This window comes from Kangiella sediminilitoris (genome assembly GCF_001708405.1).
Taxonomy (GTDB): domain Bacteria; phylum Pseudomonadota; class Gammaproteobacteria; order Enterobacterales; family Kangiellaceae; genus Kangiella; species Kangiella sediminilitoris.
In genome coordinates this window covers 207,287-225,788 of sequence record NZ_CP012418.1, presented here as the reverse complement: position 1 = coordinate 225,788, position 18,502 = coordinate 207,287, and the positions used below count along the sequence as shown (strand labels likewise).

The following is an 18,502-nucleotide window of genomic DNA, read 5'->3' as shown; positions in this document are numbered from 1 at the left end:
TTACTTTTTATCCTTATCGTCGACTTCTTCAAACTCTGCATCGACAACATCGTCGCCTGCATCGTTATTGTCTGAAGCCTGCTCGCCACCAGCTTGCTGGCCAGCTTCAGCTTGCTGCTGAGCTTGCGCATACATACGCTCAGCCATTTTCGAAGAGGCTTGGCTCAAGGCTTCTGTCTTAGCTTTGATATCTTCTAAGTCATCGCCTTTAATCGCTTCTTCAAGTTCTTTAGCAGCCGCTTCAATCGCTTCTTTCTCACCATCTTCAAACTGCATATTTTCATCGTCTAAAGATTTACGAGTTGCATGAACTAAGCCATCAGCTTGGTTGCGCGCTTCGACCAGCTCTTGGAACTTTTTATCTTCTTCAGCGTGAGCCTCTGCATCTTTAATCATTTGATCGATTTCTTCATCGCTCAAACCAGATGAGGCTTTAATCTGAATTGACTGCTCTTTGCCCGTCGCTTTGTCTTTCGCAGAAACGTGCATGATACCGTTCGCGTCAATGTCAAACGTCACTTCGATTTGTGGCGTACCGCGTGGTGCAGGTGGAATATCCGCCAAGTCGAAACGACCCAGTGACTTATTCTGTGCAGCCATTTTACGCTCACCCTGAAGGACGTGTACCGTTACCGCGGTCTGGTTATCTTCTGCTGTTGAGAAGGTTTGCGATGCCTTGGTTGGAATCGTTGTATTCTTATCAATCAGCGGAGTCATAACCTGACCCATTGTCTCAATACCTAGTGTCAGAGGCGTTACGTCCAATAGAAGTACGTCTTTCACGTCACCACCAAGTACCGCACCTTGAATCGCAGCACCAACTGCTACCGCTTCATCAGGGTTAACGTCTTTACGTGCATCTTTGCCGAAGAAGCCAGAAACTGCTTCCTGAACTTTAGGCATACGGGTTTGACCACCGACTAGAATCACGTCATCAATTTCTGAGTTAGACACGCCAGCATCTTTTAGAGCTTGCTTCACAGGCTCAAGCGTACGCTCAACCAAATCTTCAACCAGTGCTTCCAATTTAGCACGAGTTAGCTTGATATTTAGGTGCTTAGGACCTGTAGCATCAGCCGTGATGTATGGCAGGTTAACTTCTGTCTGGCTGCTTGAAGACAACTCAATCTTCGCTTTCTCACCAGCTTCTTTTAATCGTTGCATCGCTAATGCGTCGCCTTTCAAATCGATACCTGACTCTTTCTTGAACTCTTCAGCCAAGTACTCGATAACGCGCATATCGAAGTCTTCACCACCAAGGAATGTATCACCGTTAGTAGAAAGTACTTCGAAGGTGTGCTCACCATCAACTTCAGCGATTTCGATAATAGAGATATCGAAGGTACCACCACCAAGGTCATAAACCGCGATAGTGCGATCACCACGCTCTTTATCCATACCGTAAGCTAACGCTGCCGCAGTTGGCTCGTTGATGATTCGCTTAACATCTAAACCAGCGATACGGCCAGCATCTTTAGTCGCCTGACGCTGTGAATCGTTGAAGTATGCAGGAACCGTGATAACGGCTTCTTTCACTTCTTCACCCAAGAAATCTTCTGCCGTTTTCTTCATCTTTTTCAAGATTTCAGCAGAAACCTGTGGTGGTGCCATTTTCTTGTCGTTTACCTGCACCCAGGCATCACCATTGTCCGCTTCGATAATTTTGTAAGGCACCATGCCTTTATCTTTTTGAACAACCTTGTCTTTGAATTTACGACCTATTAAACGCTTGATCGCAAATAAGGTATTTTCTGGGTTAGTTACCGCCTGGCGTTTCGCAGACTGACCTACCAACGTCTCACCATCTGTGTAGGCGATGATCGATGGGGTCGTACGTGCGCCTTCCGCATTCTCAATAACGCGAGGCTTGTCACCGTCCATTACGGCAACACATGAGTTTGTCGTACCTAAATCAATTCCGATAATTTTGGCCATGTTTTCACTCCAAAAGGTCTTTAAATCTTGCTTGTAGCTTATGTGGGGGCTGGGTTTAGGAGATCAACCCCTAAAACCTACTTTTTTTGTGGATACTTAACTTTCTAGCAACCCCGTTCCGATGTTCAGCTATATTGGTACAAGCATTTAAATTTCAAGGCACCAACATTATTTTATTTATCCAAACTTTTCTCAGTAGCCTTCTCTAAAGCCAGACCTTGCAGAAGCCAGTCTTGCAGAAAGACCTATTTACCAGAAGCCCTATCCTTCTGTTAAATCCTTTGACAGTATTACCTGGCGCCATCCAATTCTCATGCTAGTTTTGATTTCTTTTGCATACCGGTTCCGATTTTCAGGATGATCTGATTGTGCACTTTTTAACCAAGTTATATACTGAATAATCGTTAAAGATCTTTCAAGGAGTAAGATATGTCTTTAACATCGCGATTTATTACAACTGTGGCATTTTCCATATATCTGCCCCTCATCCCCGTTACGGCTTTTTCCGATACACTAGATCAGCCAGATGGCCCTCTTAGCTGGGGCTCCTTGGTTAATCTCTCCGAACTTGAGTACAACAGAATACTGAAAAACTTCAAAGCCAAAGGTTATCGACCGATTGATATCGAGATAAATGATGACAATAAGCGACCATATTCCCTAATCATGAGACGAGACAAATTGAAGTCTGATTGGGCCATACATATTCGACTTACTCATGAAGGATTCCTTCAGAAAAACCGCTATTACACAAATAATGGTTTTCGCCCAATTGATTTTGAGTCATACCGACAAAAACGGATGCAGTTCTACGCCGGAATTTGGGTGAAGGATTCAGAGACATCCTCAAAAATTCATCTCAATCTTTCCAGTAAGGATCTTAATCGAGTCATGAAAGATAACAAGGATCAAGGGTTTATTCCTATTGATATCGATGGCTACCAACTCTATGGACAGTTAGTATATTCAGCTATTTTTGTATCGAATTCGAGTGACATAAGCTGGTCTGCTCGACACCGAATCAAACAGGAAGATTTCTCAAAACACTTCAATGAAATGACCCGAAAAGGTTATCGTCTGTATGATTCAAACCCTTACAGCGTTGACTCTGAAGTTTTCTTTGCTGCAATCTGGGTTAAAGAAAACCGTCCATTGAAATGGGTCGCATCTAGAGATATGAACAGCAAAACTTTTCATGATTTTTGGGCGAAGTTTCGGGACGCTGGTTACCGCCTGGAAGATGTGGAAGTTTACAGTAGTGAAGGTGGTACCCGTTACTCCGGGATCTGGATTGAGAATGATAAAAGTAAGGCAAGCTGGAAGCATTTACAAACAGCGAATAAGCTTTACGAGGGTTAGCCCGCGGGCCACAAAAAAGGAGGCTTGATGCCCCCTTTTTTGAGTTAGCGATGCTTCAATTATCAAAATTCGGCATTGTGGTAAACATTTTGTACATCATCCTGATCATCCGCCATCTCAAGAAACTTCTTGAATAACTCCAAATCCTCACCTTCAATCTGAGTCATCACTTTTGGTACAAACTGAATCTCATCCACCTCAAACTCTATTCCATCAAAGTGTTCCTGCAAAGATTGCTTTGCCTTAAAGTACTCGGTTTGCGGTGCGAAAACTGTAATTTTACCGTCCTCATGCTCTATATCAGTGACATCCACATCTGCCATCATCAGAGCTTCCAGCGCACCTTCTTCATCATCACTTTTGAAAACAAAAATAGCACTATGATCAAACATATGCATCACACTACCTTCTGTTCCAATTTTCGATTTTGTTTTGACAAAACACTGTCGAACCTCACCAAAAGTACGATTGGGATTATCCGTCAGGCAGTCTACGATAACCATAACATTTCCAGGTGCATAGCCCTCGTAACGAGCTACCGCAAAGTCCTCTCCAGCACCACCTTCTGCTTTATCTATGGCTTTTTGGATAACATGGGCCGGAACCTGATCGCGCTTGGCTCTATCCAACAAGCTTCTCAAAGCAAGGTTACTCTCCGGTTCTGAGCCTCCTTGCTTAGCACAAACATAGATTTCACGGCTGTATTTACTATATACCTTGGCGTTTTGATCTGATGTTTTCGCCATGGACTCTTTACGATTTTGAAAGGCACGACCCATTTTCTTCTCTCTACATGCTGTTTTTAAAGTTGGGATATTGTATTACGAAATGCTTAGAATGTGGTCATTAATAAGCTACGAAAATAAAAAAGCCGTCTGGATCGAACCCAACGGCTTTATTCAGTTGACGATGGCAGCATCTCACGAACTATTGAGCAACGACGACTCTTGCCGGACGAATGACACGACCATTCAACAAATACCCTTTCTGGAATACGTCGATAATCGTGTTTTTCTCATGATCTGGGCTAGGCACCATGGTCATTGCTTCGTGTAATTGAGGGTCAAAGATTTCTTCGATTGGATCCAGTTGCTCCACACCGAATTTGTTTAGGGTAGAAAGTGTCATTTTAAGGGTTAATTCCATACCCTCTTTCAATGCTTTTGACTCTTCGCTTTCCGCTTTTGCCTGTAAACCCTGCTCAATACTGTCAACGACAGCTAGAAGCTCTTCTGCAAACTTTTCAATGGCATACTTACGAGCGTTGGCAACATCATTTTCTGAACGTCGACGAATGTTCTCGGCTTCAGCTTTAGTACGTAATGCTAAATCCATATTTTCAGCGGCCTTCGCTTCTGCTTCTTCCAGCGATTTTTCCAGCTCAAGAATTTTCTTTTCTTCATCAGTTAAGTTCTCAGCAGCTTCAGCCGCGTCTTCCAATGCCTCATCAACAGCATTTTCCACTTCTTTTTCCACCGCTTTCTTCTGCGCTTCGCTTAACTCTTCTTGTTCATTACTGGTTTGATTTTGCTTGTCTTTATCAGACATACTTGCTCTCCAACATCATCAAATAAAACGCCCTGAGTGCTTTTAAGTACCCAGTTAACGTACTAGTTTCTATCTTTGCCTCTGAATATGAGGTTTACTCTTCATTATTCAAGGCCGCCGAAATTAATTTTGCCGTTATATCAACCATCGGTATGACTTTGTCATAGGCCATTCGTGTAGGTCCAACCACAGCCAGCACGCCCACAGCCTGACCGTCCACACTATAAGGTGCGCCGACCACGCTACACTGTGATAAGACGTCGTATCCAGACTCCTCTCCAATAAATAGCTGCACTCCATCGGCACTGAGACACTTGTCCAGCAGTGTTAGCATCTGAGTTTTTTCTGCAAAAGCCTCAAATACTGATTGTAAATCTGAAATATCGCCTGTATTAGCATAGTTGAGTAGTTGTGACTTTCCTGTAACTTGAATTTCATCATCATTAGCCGCAAACCCTTTCTCAGCGACTTTCATCATCGATGCCATCATCTGATCCATCGTTTCACGGTCATCTTTCAACTCCTGTAATAGTTCACGACGAACCGTATCCAGTTCTTTCCCAGCAAAGTGATGGTTTACATAATTAGTCGCCTGCTCTAATTCCGCTCTTGAAACATCACTATCCAGCTGTATAACGCGATTTTGTACTTCACCATCGCTAAGAACCAATACCACCAGCACCTTATTCTGTGTCAGTGGTACGAACTGTACCTGTTTCACGCAGGTCACGTCCCGGCGAGGCACCCGAATGAGCCCTGCCATCCGGGTTACCTGCGATAACATATTACTAACACCCGACAACATTTCTCCTGTTTCAGAAATACTGCCAAGGTGTTTCTGTAGCTGTTTCAGGTAAATATCTTCAACGTCTGAAACGGTAAGCAACTGATCAACAAATAGTCTTACCCCCTGCGAGGTCGGGATGCGACCTGCAGAGGTGTATGGTGCTGTTAAAAGACCCATACTCTCAAGATCCTGCATGACATTACGCACCGTTGCTGGACTAACACTCAGTTGCGAGTTTTCCAGCAAGGTTTTCGAACCCACTGGCTGTCCGCTAGAAATATAGGTTTCTACCAGTGTTTTCATTAATATCTGTGCGCGTTGGTCAAACTTACTCATGTCGTTGTGTTACTCCGATCGTTCATACAGGACCATAACTATTCAGTAAAACCCTTGCCTATTGGCTGTATATATTCTTAAATGTGGGTCAATAATGCAATTACAAGGGAATCAGGCGAGACGTGTCTCCAGCTTTACGATTTAAAACCATCGGAATAATGGGTAAACCGAAGCATCAAGAAGTCGGTGAAACCATTATGTCCCTTTACCACCATATACTCAATTCAGGATATCAAGTCCTGGTCGAAGAGTCTGTTGCTGTTGGTATTGATGTTGCTGATGATCACTCAGCGACCTGGGAAACTATTGGCGACAACGCTGATTTGGTTATTGTCGTCGGCGGTGATGGCTCTATGCTGTATTCAGCCCGCCTAATGGCCAGCTATAATATTCCTCTTTTGGGAGTGAATCGTGGCTATCTCGGTTTCCTGACAGACATACAGCCACAACAGGTTACAGAAAAAGTCAGCGAAGTATTGGCTGGAGAATATAAAGAAGAGCGCCGCTTTCTACTTGAAGCTAATATCGATGGTGAAACCGAAAAAGATCGGTACAGCGATGCATTAAATGATATCGTGCTTTACCCCGGTGAAGTATCTCGTATGATTGAATTTGAGGTCTACATTAATGACTCCTTCGTTTATAGCCTCCGCGGTGACGGCTTGATCATTTCGACGCCGACAGGTTCAACTGCGTATTCGCTTTCTGCTGGCGGACCGATAGTATCTCCATCGATCAACGCCATCTCGCTGGTTCCAATGTTCCCACATACCCTATCCAGCCGACCTATTATGATTGACGCTGACAGTAAAGTTGATATCGTATTCAGCCAGGACAATCAAAATGAGGCTCGCCTCAGCTGTGACGGGCAGGTAAGATTCCCGGTAGCACCGGGTGAAAAAATCTGTATCCGTAAACGCAAAGAAGATTTATGGTTGCTACATCCTGAGGATTATGACTATTTCCGAATATTGCGTACCAAGCTTGGCTGGGGCTCAAAACTATAATCACAAACGACAATCATCATGCTTGCTAGTATCCATATCAAAGATTTTGCCATCATTGACCAGCTAGACCTGGATCTTCAGTCGGGTATGACAGTGATCACTGGGGAAACCGGCGCTGGTAAATCCATTATGGTGGACGCCCTTTCATTTGCCCTTGGTGCACGCGCAGATAGCGGTGTCGTCCGTCATGAAGCTAAACGCGCTGAGATCAGTGCCTTTTTTGATATCACCAAATTACCAGCCGTGCAAGAGTGGCTGGAGGAACAGATGCTTGATGAGGAACAGGACTGCATACTTCGCCGGGTCATTAATCACGATGGTCGCTCCAGAGCATTTATTAATGGCCAACCGGTAAACTTGACCCAGTTAAGTGAACTTGGCGATCTCCTGGTGGATATTCATGGTCAACATGAACACCAGTCACTGTTCAAACCGCAAACACATTTACAGCTTTTGGATCGCTATGCTGAGCTTTCCGCAGAGACTCAGCAGCTCACACAAATTGCCAAGACTATTTCACAGATATCAACAAAATTAACGTCCTACCAGGAAGCACTGAAGGATAAGAATGACCGTAAAGATTTACTAACTTTCCAATTAGAAGAACTAGACAAAGCACCCATTGATCGTTCGGCAGACATTGAAAATGACCACAAACGCGCGGCTAATGCCAGCAAGCTTTTAGAGCAGGGTCAGCAAAGCCTTATGGCTCTGAATGACAATGAAGAAAACCTGGTCAGCCAACTCGGGCGTATTATCCATACTATCAGTGAGATGCAGAATATGGATGGAGACGTCAGCGGAACCCATGATCTGTTACAGTCCGCCTTAGTAGAAATTGAAGAAGCCAGTCATGAACTACGTGACTACCTGGAACGCCTGGATATTGATCCAGCAGAGTTTGAACAACTTGATCAGGAGCTAAGCCTCTTGCATGACTTAGCACGAAAACATCAAGTAACCATCGATGCTCTTCCTGAAACCAAACAAAGTATTGAGCAGGAGCTTGAACAATTATCCGGTGATGAGCAAACCTTCGATGATTTAGAGAAAGAGCTTGAGACACAGCAGGATAATTACCAGAAGCTGGCGGCAAAGATTTCCAAAGAACGTAAAAAGGCCTCCGGAAAACTTGAAAAGCAGGTCATTGAGTTGATGAAGAGCCTGGGGCTTGGCAACGGTGTTTTTGAAGTTGCGCTGACGGCGAGCCCGGAGTCCAGTTTTAAACCGAATGGGCTTGAAACTGTCGAGTTCATGGTTAGCACCAACCCGGGACAAAAAGCACAGCCCCTACGTAAGGTTGCTTCGGGCGGTGAACTATCTCGTATCAGTCTGGCTCTCCAGGTTATCAATGCGCAGACCATTCAGCTACCAACGCTCATATTTGATGAAGTTGACGTTGGCATTGGGGGGGTACCGCCGAAATTGTCGGCAAACTACTCGCTGACCTTGGTAAAAGTGCGCAAATCCTCTGTGTGACGCATCAGGCTCAAGTTGCTGCTCAAGGACACCAGCATCTGATGGTATCCAAAGCACAAGACAAGAAAAGTACACAGACTGAGCTACATCAACTTAACAACAACCAACGTGTCGAAGAACTCGCTCGCATGATTGGTGGTGTGGAAATCACAGAAACAATCCGCAGTCATGCCAGGGAATTATTAAATTAATCATTAAAAGGCGCTATGGCAGCCTTAGCTAATAACGCTACTGTCTTGAAATTTTATTAATAGTATTCCTAAACAACATCAAGGTCATCTATGAGCAAAATCATTATTAACAGAGAACCCATAGAGCTATTCAAGATTCTCAAGTTTGAGGGGATTGTGTCTAGCGGTGGTGAAGCAAAAATGGTGATTAGCCAGGGGATGGTGAAGGTCAACGGCTCTGTTGAGACCCAGAAACGCAAGAAGATCGTTTCGGGTGATATCATTGAGTTTATGGAACAAACGTATGAAGTTACTTTAAACTGACTTCAGAGGCACCTTAATAAACTTGAATGCCCGCGCGGCATTTTTGCCGCGCTTTTATAGGCATTATCCCAGCCTTACTGCTCACGAATCAGTGACAGACCAGGTCTGTATCGCATGATCCTGAAATGCCGACTTTCGACATTGGAGTCAAATCGATCAAATAGGTTTTTATACTTTTCTTCACCTATTTCTTTTATTGCAGCTTCTTCGAAATTAGGATTAGGCGATTCAAATCCAGCAAAGTCCGCACTTGGCATAGCTAAAGTTAGATAGGTACCATCCATATTATTTTCATAACTCCAGCCCCAGGCGCGCTTCCACCCAATTTTTTTAGCAAGGTCAGAAATTTCTTTCACCACAGGCCCCATATCTGAATCTACTTTGAGCTTATAGTGAGCTAACCTTAAAAAGTTACTTTTTGTATCCTTTGGCCAGTGATTGTTTTCACGATCAACCCAAGAGTAAAAGTGCTTTGTCTTTTTCACATATTTAGCAGGTCCGTCATACCAATCCTGAGATAGCTTATCCATCCCTTCCATGTCCACATACTTTTGGTGCTGTCCCCATTTAAAGCAACAGTGGCGTACATAATAGTCCCGTCCTAATACACCCGTGTGTGGCGTGTAAACCCACCAGTCACGTGTATCCCCATTATTTTTCCTGAACTCAACATGCTCTTTAAAAGCTTTTTCAAAAGCCTGACCATCAGCAGGGTCGATGACAAAATGCCACATCTCGGCCATAGCAGCTGGTTTCTCTTCCGCTGAAAATGCTTGTGAGGAGAATAAGAAAATAAGAGAACAGGTTGCCATTAACAGGCAATATTGTTTTATACGTTTGTACATAGTGCTAACTCCTTTTTGTTAACTTGGGACTTTGCCCCGAACAAACGCAAGCGCGCAGAAATCAAAAAAGGATTTCAAACTGCAAAAGAGTATACTCTCAGCTGTACAAAATATAAACAGTCAGTATTTTTTACAGACGGTAAACTGGGGAAGGAATGAGATTGATAACGTTCGCCAATCACTGGCGGACTGGAAACTCACGTACATTCCCAGTCCATTTAGGCAATCAGGGGAGATTATTTTTTCTTGCGAACGTACAGAACTAAGCTATGGTCTACAATCTCAAAGCCATGCTCTTCTGCAATGACGTGCTGCAGGCGCTCGATTTCATCATTCATGAACTCAATAACCGTGCCATCATCCACATCAACCATGTGATCGTGGTGGTCGCCATCATCCAGCTCAAAAACAGAATGTCCGCCTTCGAAGTTATGTCGCGTAATCAGACCAGCAGACTCGAATTGTGTCAGTACCCGATATACCGTCGCCAACCCTACATCATCACCGGCATCAAGCAGCATTTTATAGACATCTTCTGCACTTAGATGACGTTCCTCGGAACTTTCTAATATTTGTAAAATCTTAACTCTAGGCAGAGTTACTTTAAGGCCCGCTTTTTTAAGCTGCTGACTGTCCAAAAATACATCCTCCGATAGATTTGCGCGACAAAATGATTATACTAGTGCCCAGATTGTATATAAAGTGATTGGGAAAGTTAAATTTAGTCACCCTTACTCACAAAATTAATGAATATTAGGTCATACATGAAAAAACTGTTTTTATTAATATTATTAGCTGCATCAGTTTCTGCTTGCGTTTACACGCCTTCTGTTCAACAAGGAAACATCCTACAACAGGAAGAAATCAATAAAATAGAGCTCGGAATGAGCAAATCCCAGATTGCCTACATTTTAGGCAAACCAGCCCTTAACACTAATCTGGACAATAATACCTGGTACTATTTGTATTATCTTGAACCCTCGAGCGGTGAGTCTCGCTCAGACCGTCTGATTCTACATTTTGTTGACGACAAACTGGATAGCCTGGAAGGTACCGTTAAGCCTGAAAAAGAGTAAGAAAATATCCGATAGGCCCCCTCGCTCACGGGGGGAACCTCTTAAGATTGGGCCTTACTCATTTTTTTATACTCTTGCTTTAAATTCTCAAGCTGCTGTTCACCAGGATCATTATAGTGCCCCCTAGACAGCATTATGACAGTACGATGCAGTTGCTTTATATATCGGCGACAGTGAACACAGATAACCAGATGCAATCTCATCTCTAGCTTACGCCAGATACTTAGTTCATTATCTATGTAATCAGAACCCTGCTCTACTACGTGCTTACAACTTAACATTTTCCTGTCCTCTGAAATCTCGCTACCACCTGTTGCATTTTATCTCTAGCCCGGTGTAACAGTACCCGGCCATTAGATGCAGAGATCTCTAAGATGTTACAGATTGTGCCCATATCCATACCACCCACATCTCTTAAATTCAAAATTTGCTGCTGATTTTCGGGTAAGTTACTGATTTGCTTCTTAACACACTCTTGTAGTTCATCGGCTGCCAACAACTCGTCCGGGGATGATATGTCCCATTCAGGATTAGCCTGCGCCCAGTGACCATTTGGTGTAAACCGACTGTCTGTAGACCATTGCTCATCGATAGCCTCAAGCGACACAGACCTTGATTCTTTTCTTAGTCTCGTTTTTGCCTCATTGGCCACAATACGAATTAGCCACGACTTTAAGGCTGAGCGGCCTTCAAACTTTTGAATGCCATTAATGGCAGAAACCCATGCCTCTTGCAACACTTCATCAGCAATGGCCGGCCCTGCAATAGCATGAGCCACAGCGTACATCGAAGAATGGTAAGTTTTCACCACCTGTTCAAACAGAGCAACGTCATTATTCTTTAAACGTTTTACCAGCTCTGCTTCAGGCGGCAGATTTTGGTTTTTCATATTACTCCCTAGCATGGAGGTTTATTTTGACTTGCTAGTAAAACCTCGATTAATCTTAGCATAACGATAGCTTTAGTCTTATAAACTAGTTTAGCGCTATTTCTATCAACAAGTCTTTATAGAAGTGTAAATGAGGGGTTTCTCCATGGAGTCTGGTTTTATGGCATTGGTCAAAACAATACTGAACTGGGTAGGTCTTATTTTTGTGCTGGCCCTGTTGCTACTGTTACTGACCATACTTATCGTTTACGTCATTGACCGTACTCAGAAAAAGCATGCCATTCGCCGTAATTTTCCAGTCATAGGTCATTTGCGCTATTGGTTCGAGCATCTCGGAGAGTTTTTCAGACAGTATTTCTTCACTCTGGATCGTGAGGAAATGCCTTTCAATCGGGCGGAAAGAAGCTGGGTATATCGCGCGGCTAAGAATGTCAGTAGAACACTGGCTTTTGGCTCCACACGCAACCTCACCCCGACAGGGACAGTAATGTTCCTTAATGACCAGTTCCCTACACTTGAAAAAAATGCCGTAGAGTCACCACCGCTTCTGATTGGTCCATATTGCCGCACCCCCTATTTGGCAAAAAGTTTTTTTAATATTTCAGGTATGAGCTATGGCGCACTGTCAAAAGTTGCCGTTGAGGCATTATCTCGCGGTGCTGCAAAAGCCGGATGCTGGATCAATACAGGAGAGGGAGGTCTTTCGCCTTACCACCTTACTGGTGGAGGCGATATTGTTTTTCAAATTGGTACAGCAAAGTATGGCGTAAGAAACGATGATGGTAGCCTCAATGATGACAAACTCAAGGAAGTCAGCTCACACCAACAGGTAAAAATGATTGAGCTCAAGTTGGCCCAAGGTGCGAAACCCGGTAAAGGCGGTTTATTACCCGCCGAAAAGGTCACTGAAGAAATTGCCCAGATCAGAGGCATACCTGCTGGCGAACCGTCCATCAGTCCCAATGGTCATCCTGAAATCCGTAACGTCTGTGACTTGCTAGACATGATCAATCACATCCGAGATATCAGTGGCAAACCCGTTGGGTTTAAAACTGTTATCGGTAACGATACTTTCCTTTACCAGCTATGTGAAGAGATCCATAAACGGGGCATTGAGTCTGCACCCGATTTCATCACCATTGACAGTGCAGATGGCGGTTCAGGTGCGGCGCCTCAGCCACTATTTGATTATGTTGGACTGACTATCAAAGAGAGTTTACCCATGGTACTAAACGTTCTCGAGAACCAGGGCCTGCGTGATCGAATCAAGGTTATCTGTTCAGGTAAAATGATAAACCCATCGGGCGTTGCCTGGGCTTTGGCAATGGGTGCTGACTTCGCTCTTTCGGCCAGGGGCTTTATGTTTGCTTTAGGCTGTATTCAGGCCTTGCAGTGTAATAAAAACACCTGTCCAACGGGCGTCACTACTCACAACACTGACCTGCAAAAAGGGCTTGTCGTACCGAATAAAGCCGAGAGGGTTTACCATTATCACAAAAATATGCTCAAAGCTGTCGGTATGATTGCGCATTCCTGTGGCGTTCCCGAACCTCGAGAATTAAAAAGACATCACGTACGCATTGTAACAGAAACAGGTTTATCGACTCCTTTAGATAAGATACACCCTTATCAAGAGAACAGTATTCCAACCAAAAAACTTTGAGGAGCAAAGTAATGACTCGTTTTATAACCGACCACATCATACCCAGACTTAATTCTGCTGGTGCTTTTTTCGCCTACCTGGGATTAAGGTTAATACTTGCGTGGGAGTTCTGGGAAGCGGGGACAACAAAACTCAAGGGTAATAATTGGTTCAGTAATGTTCAGGACAACTTCCCCTTCCCCTTTAGCATGTTCTCCGCCGATACCAACTGGGTTCTTGCAGCTTATGGAGAAGTGATTTTTGCTCTACTGATATTATTCGGCCTTTTCACACGCTTTGCGGCTCTGTCTCTTATCATTATTACCGCAGTAGCGACCGCAGCGGTTCACTGGCCCGAAAGCTGGGGCTCATTGTCCGAGTTATGGCAGGGTTATGCGATTAGTAATGACGGTAACGGTAATTTCAAACTACCACTGATATTTATCGTCATGGCTTTGCCACTCGTCTTTAACGGTGCTGGCAAAATCAGCCTCGATCACCTTATCAGTAAATATTTAAAACAGCCTGAAAACAAAACAGTATGTGATATTGCTACCATTGGCGCAGCCTTCACCGTTTTCGGCTTGACGCTGGTGTTTGTCATGCCAACCACAGGACTTATTCTGATTGGGCTTGGTTTAGCAGCAATCATTTACCAGTTCTTTGCTTCAAATAAACCCTCGCAGGCAGATTAAACAGCGTTTAAAACACTACTTCATTCCGTTGCCGGCTTTCCTTCAAGGCAAGAAAAGGGGCAACGGAGCCTTGAATAGCTCGTTTAAATTCAATTAGTCCTCATTTTTTATCAAATAGCCCGGTTTTACGGTGCTAATCCGACCACAAATACCTTACAATAAGAGTATCATTAGGTCGCACAAATCCCCGAAATCAAAAATCATGAGTGAATTTTTCAAAAAATCCTTAGACATTCATAAATATCTTCGCGGCAAATGGGGAATTAAAAGCAAAGTTCCTCTTCAAAACCGCGATGATCTTTCTGTGGCATACACCCCTGGTGTAGCTGCTGTCTCTAACCACATCGCAAAAGATAAAAATTCAAGCTATCTCTATACTATGAAGGGCAACTCAGTGGCGATTGTTTCTGATGGCTCTGCCGTGCTTGGTCTTGGTGACATTGGCCCAGAAGCAGCCCTGCCTGTAATGGAAGGTAAGGCTATATTATTCAAAGAGTTTGCAGATATTGATGGTGTCCCTTTGGTCATTGACGCTGAGTCTGTTGAAGAGATTGTTACGACAGTCAAGGCTATTGCTCCAACTTTTGGTGGCATAAATCTAGAGGATATCGCAGCACCTAAATGCTTTGAGATTGAAGAAGCATTACAGGATATTGGTATCCCGGTTTTCCACGATGACCAGCATGGTACTGCAATTGTCCTTCTAGCCGCACTTATTAATGCCTGCAAAGTGACCGGCAAAAATATTCAGGAATTGAAAGTGGTTATTAATGGGGCAGGAGCTGCTGGTACAGCCATTGCGAAGTTACTACGCTGTGTTGGGCATGACGAAGCAGCCTGCATCCCTGTTGCAGACGTACTGGTTTGTGATTCTAAAGGAATCATATCTTCTGATCGCGATAACCTGAACCACGAAAAGAAAAAAGTGCTGGCTTACACCAATCGCCATAGTCGCAATGGAGACTTAAAGGATGCGCTGCGTGATGCCGATGTTTTCATTGGTGTTTCAAAGGGTAATTTACTTAACGGTGATGACATTAAGTTGATGAATAAGGACCCGATCATTCTGGCCATGGCTAACCCAATCCCTGAGATTATGCCAGATGAAGCCAAAGCAGCTGGAGCTTCAGTGGTGGGAACAGGTCGTAGCGATTTCCCGAACCAGGTTAATAACGTGTTGGCTTTCCCTGGTATCTTCCGCGGTGCTCTCGAAGCACGAGCTACCCGTATCACAGAGGCCATGAAGATTGCAGCTGCAAATGCTTTAGCAGAAGCAGTTAACCATATCTCTGCCGACCACGTTCTTCCGGATCCTCTGAACCGAAATGTTGCACAAAAGGTCGCCGAAGCTGTTCGAGAACAAGCAATAAAAGATAACGTTCAGCGGCCACTATAAATAGTATTTACATACAATGTGAACTAAATGGAGCAGGTCAGCAATTTTTCGATGGCCTGCTCTATCACTTCAGGATCTGAAAACATCAACAAGTGTTCCTCAGTCTCAACAGCCCAATAAGTTCCACAGTGGCTTTTTTCAGTCAAACTACGATACCAGGCACTACCCTCTTTTCTCCACTCAGCAACCGAGAGCTTCGCGGCTTCGTCCGTCAACTGCTTCAAATATACGGCCTCAAAGTCTGTATCGATGATGATTAGAGGTATGCTTTGTGGAATCGGCTGTGCCTGAGCGTTGTTTAAATCTTTTAAATAAGCTGTAGTCTCTAAAAATTTATGTATCTGGTATTCACGGGTACTACGAATAGTTTCGATGGCGTCATAATATCCCCAATCCATAAGCTGACGAAACTCCTCAGGAATAATCTCTTTTACATGCTTTAGCTCATCCCTCAGCTTGGCTTTGACTCTCGAGTCATATTTACCAGACTGGATGAAAGCCTCTAATGCATCCCACTCTAGTCTGTACTTTTCAGTTTCACTGGTATAATGCTTAATCGAGAATTCCGTTAAAACATCGGGGTCGATCAGCACTACGCCTCTAACCTTTTGCCTAACAGCTTCTTCCTGAAGCGCTTGCCGTACCGCAAGATTTGCACTGGCAAAAGCCACGATTACTACCTCTTCGCCTGATGAATTTAACGCGTCGGATTTTATTAGCATTGAAAGGTCCGATGCAAAATGGCTGTATGAGGGTAATTTAATCATTTCAGACCAACCTTGACCCGCGCGATCAATTAATACCGTATGATACTTCTGGGCTAAATAATTTTGCGCCAAAACCCACCATGCCGAATCGCTGTGCCAATTATCAGTTGGCCCTGACAATAATACTAAGGTCGGCCCTCGAGTTACTGCAGTCGTTTCTCGTATATGTAACTGATGGTCATGAACCATCTCGAGACGACTGCTATCAGGTAGAGCCGGGAGCTGCTGCTTTGCCAATCCAATGTTCACACTAACAACTAATGGTAATACCACCATTAAGCCCCTCAGAAACTTCTTCATCACTATTATCCCATCTACCATCAACTTATTACTTAATCACTTTTATACCTGAACATCGGGTCTTTTTCATGGAAATGATAATTTTGTTGTTATAGGCTGAATACACTAATTTATCAGGAGCCCACTATGTCCAAACTAGTTTTATCTGGTCTTAAGCTGATAGCCCTATCATTACTGATTCCACTGCAGGCTCATGCTCACAGCGGAGCCCATCCCGTGCGCTACGTAGCCGAGAATGGTGTTAATGAAGGGAATTGTGCTACTCCATCAAAACCCTGCGCCTCCATCAGCTATGCTGTTAACCAGTCCAGTAAAGGTGACAAGATATACGTTGCTTCTGGGACCTACTACGCACAGGAAATGGATATCTTCTACCTGTTAAACGATATGGTTTCGGTTCTGGGTGGCTTTTCCACAGATGATAACTACGCAAACCAGTCTCCTGATGAAAATGTCACCACCATTGTGGGGCTACCTGCAAAATACCGTGATACTCTCACAGATAAAGGCTTTAACCTGCTGCGTGACGAAAAAGGTAACAAGCAGTTTCGTCAGAAACCGGAGTATCTTGAGCTCCTTAATCGGTACCAAAAAGTAAACTCTACTAACAAATCCAGCATCTCATGTGTTAACGGCATGGCAGATGACTTCCCCTGTTATCAGGTTGATTTATTGTCACAACTTGCACTCAATCAACTCAGCAGTAACCCAACTAGCGCTAACGATATCTGGGGATATATCGATTTAAATAACAACAAAGAATACGCTGTTATGGGTGTTTATAATGGTACCTCTGTCATTGATGTGACTGATCCACAAACCCCCGTAGAAGTCGGAACTATTTCCGGTGCCATTAGTACCTGGCGTGATATAAAAGTTTACCAATATCTCGATAATGCCACTGGTCAATATAAGGCTTATGCCTATGTCACTACCGAGGGCCAGGGAGGACTGCAAGTTATCAACCTCAGCAATGCCCCGGACAGTATTGAGTTAGTCAATACCATCGATGTATTCCGTACCGCGCATAACGTTTATCTGGGCAATATTGACTACACTAACGGCACTGCTTTGTCTGGCCAGAAACCATACCTCTATATCGCCGGCTCGAATCTTGGGAATGGTTCATATCGAGTTTTTGATCTTACCGATCCTGAAAGCCCTAGCCTCGTCACAACTCCTGACTCAACAGGTTATGTTCATGATGCTACCAATATGCTGATTACAGATAATCGCACAGGACAGTGTGCTGATGGCCATAATCCCTGTGAACTGTTTATTGATTTTAATGAAAATACTGTAGATATCTGGGATACAACTGATAAATCTACTCCGGTTCGCATCAGCAGCACCCCTTATGACGGTGCCAGCTATACACATTCCGGTTGGTACTCCAAAGACAAAAATTATATTTTCATTCAGGATGAACTGGATGAACGTAATCTTGGTGTCAATACAACACTATACGTTATGGATATTAGCGACCTGACAGCTCCACGAGTTGTTGGTTCCTATGTTGGCCAAACTCCAGCGATTGATCATAACGGTTTTACCCTTGGTGATAAATACTACATGTCTAACTACAAGCGGGGATTGACTATACTGGATGTTTCTACTCCAAGCAGCCCAAAAGAAATTGCTTACTTCGATAGCTACCCGGTTCCAGAAGCAAATGACTCACAATTTGATGGCGCCTGGGGTACTTTTCCTTATTTACCCAGTGGCAATATTCTCGTCAGTGACATATCCAACGGCTTATTTGTTCTTAAAGATAACAGTAATATCGGTGACGAGGGCCCTCCTGCCATAGAGCCGCCTAGGTCAACAAGCTCAGGCGGAGGCTCAGTGCCGCTGATGACACTACTATTGCTGCTGGTATGTTCTATCAGACGCATAACCCCTTAAACATATAACTTTTGCCCGGAATTATCTATCCGGGCAAACAAA

Annotated in this window: 19 protein-coding genes; 10 read left to right on the top strand and 9 right to left on the bottom strand. The window is 44.0% G+C overall.

All coding sequences use genetic code 11. From position 1 onward, the window contains the following. Nucleotides 1-1,935 carry a molecular chaperone DnaK gene (gene dnaK, locus KS2013_RS01110; protein ID WP_068988578.1) on the bottom strand — a complete coding sequence of 645 codons (1,935 nt, stop codon included), beginning with the start codon at nt 1,933-1,935 and terminating at the stop codon, nt 1-3. 429 nt (nt 1,936-2,364) lie between these two features. Here dnaK and KS2013_RS01105 point away from each other — a divergent pair, with 429 nt between their 5' ends. Beyond that, nucleotides 2,365-3,294: a hypothetical protein gene (locus KS2013_RS01105; protein WP_068988576.1), complete on the top strand. Its 930-nt coding sequence runs from the start codon at nt 2,365-2,367 to the stop codon at nt 3,292-3,294. A 62-nt stretch (nt 3,295-3,356) separates the two neighbouring features. On the opposite strand, the gene KS2013_RS01100 is transcribed toward KS2013_RS01105, so the two are convergent. The 3 genes from KS2013_RS01100 to hrcA form a co-directional block, all read right to left on the bottom strand. Then, entirely contained in the window at nt 3,357-4,073 is a 717-nt protein-coding gene (locus KS2013_RS01100; protein WP_068988574.1) for a YebC/PmpR family DNA-binding transcriptional regulator, read from the bottom strand. A 148-nt stretch (nt 4,074-4,221) separates the two neighbouring features. Continuing rightward, nucleotides 4,222-4,842: a nucleotide exchange factor GrpE gene (grpE, locus tag KS2013_RS01095; RefSeq protein ID WP_068988572.1), complete on the bottom strand. Its 621-nt coding sequence runs from the start codon at nt 4,840-4,842 to the stop codon at nt 4,222-4,224. A gap of 94 nt (nt 4,843-4,936) precedes the next feature. Next, nucleotides 4,937-5,965 (bottom strand): heat-inducible transcriptional repressor HrcA, encoded by a 1,029-nt coding sequence (gene hrcA, locus KS2013_RS01090; protein ID WP_068988569.1) that lies wholly within the window; start codon nt 5,963-5,965, stop codon nt 4,937-4,939. A 122-nt stretch (nt 5,966-6,087) separates the two neighbouring features. Here hrcA and nadK point away from each other — a divergent pair, with 122 nt between their 5' ends. The 4 genes from nadK to KS2013_RS01075 all read left to right on the top strand — a co-directional run bounded on the left by nadK (nt 6,088) and on the right by KS2013_RS01075 (nt 8,945). Further along, nucleotides 6,088-6,972 (top strand): NAD(+) kinase, encoded by an 885-nt coding sequence (gene nadK, locus KS2013_RS01085; RefSeq protein WP_156768945.1) that lies wholly within the window; start codon nt 6,088-6,090, stop codon nt 6,970-6,972. A gap of 18 nt (nt 6,973-6,990) precedes the next feature. Then, entirely contained in the window at nt 6,991-8,451 is a 1,461-nt protein-coding gene (recN, locus tag KS2013_RS01080; RefSeq protein WP_228703689.1) for a DNA repair protein RecN, read from the top strand. Next, the gene (locus KS2013_RS12025; protein WP_228703688.1) at nt 8,448-8,642 is read left to right on the top strand and encodes a hypothetical protein; all 195 of its coding nucleotides are present in this window, start codon (nt 8,448-8,450) and stop codon (nt 8,640-8,642) included. The genes recN and KS2013_RS12025 overlap by 4 nt, the downstream gene beginning before the upstream one ends. A gap of 90 nt (nt 8,643-8,732) precedes the next feature. Next, nucleotides 8,733-8,945 (top strand): RNA-binding S4 domain-containing protein, encoded by a 213-nt coding sequence (locus tag KS2013_RS01075; protein WP_068988568.1) that lies wholly within the window; start codon nt 8,733-8,735, stop codon nt 8,943-8,945. Between the two features lie 74 nt (nt 8,946-9,019). On the opposite strand, the gene KS2013_RS01070 is transcribed toward KS2013_RS01075, so the two are convergent. Both KS2013_RS01070 and fur read right to left on the bottom strand, forming a co-directional pair. After that, a complete protein-coding gene (locus KS2013_RS01070) occupies nt 9,020-9,790 on the bottom strand; it encodes a hypothetical protein (protein ID WP_068988567.1) in 771 nt (256 codons plus the stop codon). A 236-nt stretch (nt 9,791-10,026) separates the two neighbouring features. Beyond that, nucleotides 10,027-10,428 carry a ferric iron uptake transcriptional regulator gene (fur, locus tag KS2013_RS01065; protein WP_068988563.1) on the bottom strand — a complete coding sequence of 134 codons (402 nt, stop codon included), beginning with the start codon at nt 10,426-10,428 and terminating at the stop codon, nt 10,027-10,029. A gap of 126 nt (nt 10,429-10,554) precedes the next feature. Here fur and KS2013_RS01060 point away from each other — a divergent pair, with 126 nt between their 5' ends. Next, a complete protein-coding gene (locus KS2013_RS01060) occupies nt 10,555-10,866 on the top strand; it encodes an outer membrane protein assembly factor BamE (RefSeq protein ID WP_068988561.1) in 312 nt (103 codons plus the stop codon). Nucleotides 10,867-10,907: 41 nt separating this feature from the next. Here KS2013_RS01060 and KS2013_RS01055 read toward each other — a convergent pair whose 3' ends face one another. Beyond that, entirely contained in the window at nt 10,908-11,147 is a 240-nt protein-coding gene (locus KS2013_RS01055) for a zf-HC2 domain-containing protein (RefSeq protein ID WP_068988559.1), read from the bottom strand. Continuing rightward, on the bottom strand, nt 11,141-11,755 hold the full coding sequence (locus KS2013_RS01050) for an RNA polymerase sigma factor (protein WP_068988557.1): 615 nt from the start codon (nt 11,753-11,755) through the stop codon (nt 11,141-11,143). The genes KS2013_RS01055 and KS2013_RS01050 overlap by 7 nt, the downstream gene beginning before the upstream one ends. Nucleotides 11,756-11,900: 145 nt before the next feature. On the opposite strand from KS2013_RS01050, the gene KS2013_RS01045 reads away from it, so the two are divergent. From KS2013_RS01045 to KS2013_RS01035, 3 genes are all read left to right on the top strand, one after another. Then, a complete protein-coding gene (locus tag KS2013_RS01045) occupies nt 11,901-13,418 on the top strand; it encodes an FMN-binding glutamate synthase family protein (RefSeq protein ID WP_068988555.1) in 1,518 nt (505 codons plus the stop codon). A gap of 11 nt (nt 13,419-13,429) precedes the next feature. Continuing rightward, complete coding sequence (locus KS2013_RS01040) at nt 13,430-14,092, top strand: HvfX family Cu-binding RiPP maturation protein (protein WP_068988551.1); 663 nt, start codon at nt 13,430-13,432, stop codon at nt 14,090-14,092. Nucleotides 14,093-14,294: 202 nt separating this feature from the next. Next, nucleotides 14,295-15,488 carry an NAD(P)-dependent malic enzyme gene (locus tag KS2013_RS01035; protein ID WP_068988549.1) on the top strand — a complete coding sequence of 398 codons (1,194 nt, stop codon included), beginning with the start codon at nt 14,295-14,297 and terminating at the stop codon, nt 15,486-15,488. Nucleotides 15,489-15,511: 23 nt separating this feature from the next. On the opposite strand, the gene KS2013_RS01030 is transcribed toward KS2013_RS01035, so the two are convergent. Continuing rightward, complete coding sequence (locus tag KS2013_RS01030) at nt 15,512-16,555, bottom strand: alpha/beta fold hydrolase (RefSeq protein WP_228703687.1); 1,044 nt, start codon at nt 16,553-16,555, stop codon at nt 15,512-15,514. Between the two features lie 126 nt (nt 16,556-16,681). On the opposite strand from KS2013_RS01030, the gene KS2013_RS01025 reads away from it, so the two are divergent. Continuing rightward, nucleotides 16,682-18,460, top strand: a complete 1,779-nt coding sequence (locus KS2013_RS01025; protein ID WP_068988547.1) for a choice-of-anchor B family protein — start codon at nt 16,682-16,684, stop codon at nt 18,458-18,460. The last annotated feature ends 42 nt before the right edge of the window (nt 18,461-18,502 follow it).

Coding starts and splice junctions, on each gene's coding strand:
- KS2013_RS01035 (WP_068988549.1), top strand. CDS start 14,295: ATGAGTGAATTTTTCAAAAAATCCTTAGACATTCATAAATATCTTCGC.
- recN (WP_228703689.1), top strand. CDS start 6,991: ATGCTTGCTAGTATCCATATCAAAGATTTTGCCATCATTGACCAGCTA.
- grpE (WP_068988572.1), bottom strand. CDS start 4,842: ATGTCTGATAAAGACAAGCAAAATCAAACCAGTAATGAACAAGAAGAG.
- KS2013_RS01070 (WP_068988567.1), bottom strand. CDS start 9,790: ATGTACAAACGTATAAAACAATATTGCCTGTTAATGGCAACCTGTTCT.
- KS2013_RS01045 (WP_068988555.1), top strand. CDS start 11,901: ATGGAGTCTGGTTTTATGGCATTGGTCAAAACAATACTGAACTGGGTA.
- KS2013_RS01075 (WP_068988568.1), top strand. CDS start 8,733: ATGAGCAAAATCATTATTAACAGAGAACCCATAGAGCTATTCAAGATT.
- KS2013_RS01040 (WP_068988551.1), top strand. CDS start 13,430: ATGACTCGTTTTATAACCGACCACATCATACCCAGACTTAATTCTGCT.
- KS2013_RS01050 (WP_068988557.1), bottom strand. CDS start 11,755: ATGAAAAACCAAAATCTGCCGCCTGAAGCAGAGCTGGTAAAACGTTTA.
- KS2013_RS01025 (WP_068988547.1), top strand. CDS start 16,682: ATGTCCAAACTAGTTTTATCTGGTCTTAAGCTGATAGCCCTATCATTA.
- dnaK (WP_068988578.1), bottom strand. CDS start 1,935: ATGGCCAAAATTATCGGAATTGATTTAGGTACGACAAACTCATGTGTT.
- KS2013_RS01030 (WP_228703687.1), bottom strand. CDS start 16,555: ATGAAGAAGTTTCTGAGGGGCTTAATGGTGGTATTACCATTAGTTGTT.
- hrcA (WP_068988569.1), bottom strand. CDS start 5,965: ATGAGTAAGTTTGACCAACGCGCACAGATATTAATGAAAACACTGGTA.
- KS2013_RS01055 (WP_068988559.1), bottom strand. CDS start 11,147: ATGTTAAGTTGTAAGCACGTAGTAGAGCAGGGTTCTGATTACATAGAT.
- KS2013_RS01100 (WP_068988574.1), bottom strand. CDS start 4,073: ATGGGTCGTGCCTTTCAAAATCGTAAAGAGTCCATGGCGAAAACATCA.
- KS2013_RS01105 (WP_068988576.1), top strand. CDS start 2,365: ATGTCTTTAACATCGCGATTTATTACAACTGTGGCATTTTCCATATAT.
- KS2013_RS01060 (WP_068988561.1), top strand. CDS start 10,555: ATGAAAAAACTGTTTTTATTAATATTATTAGCTGCATCAGTTTCTGCT.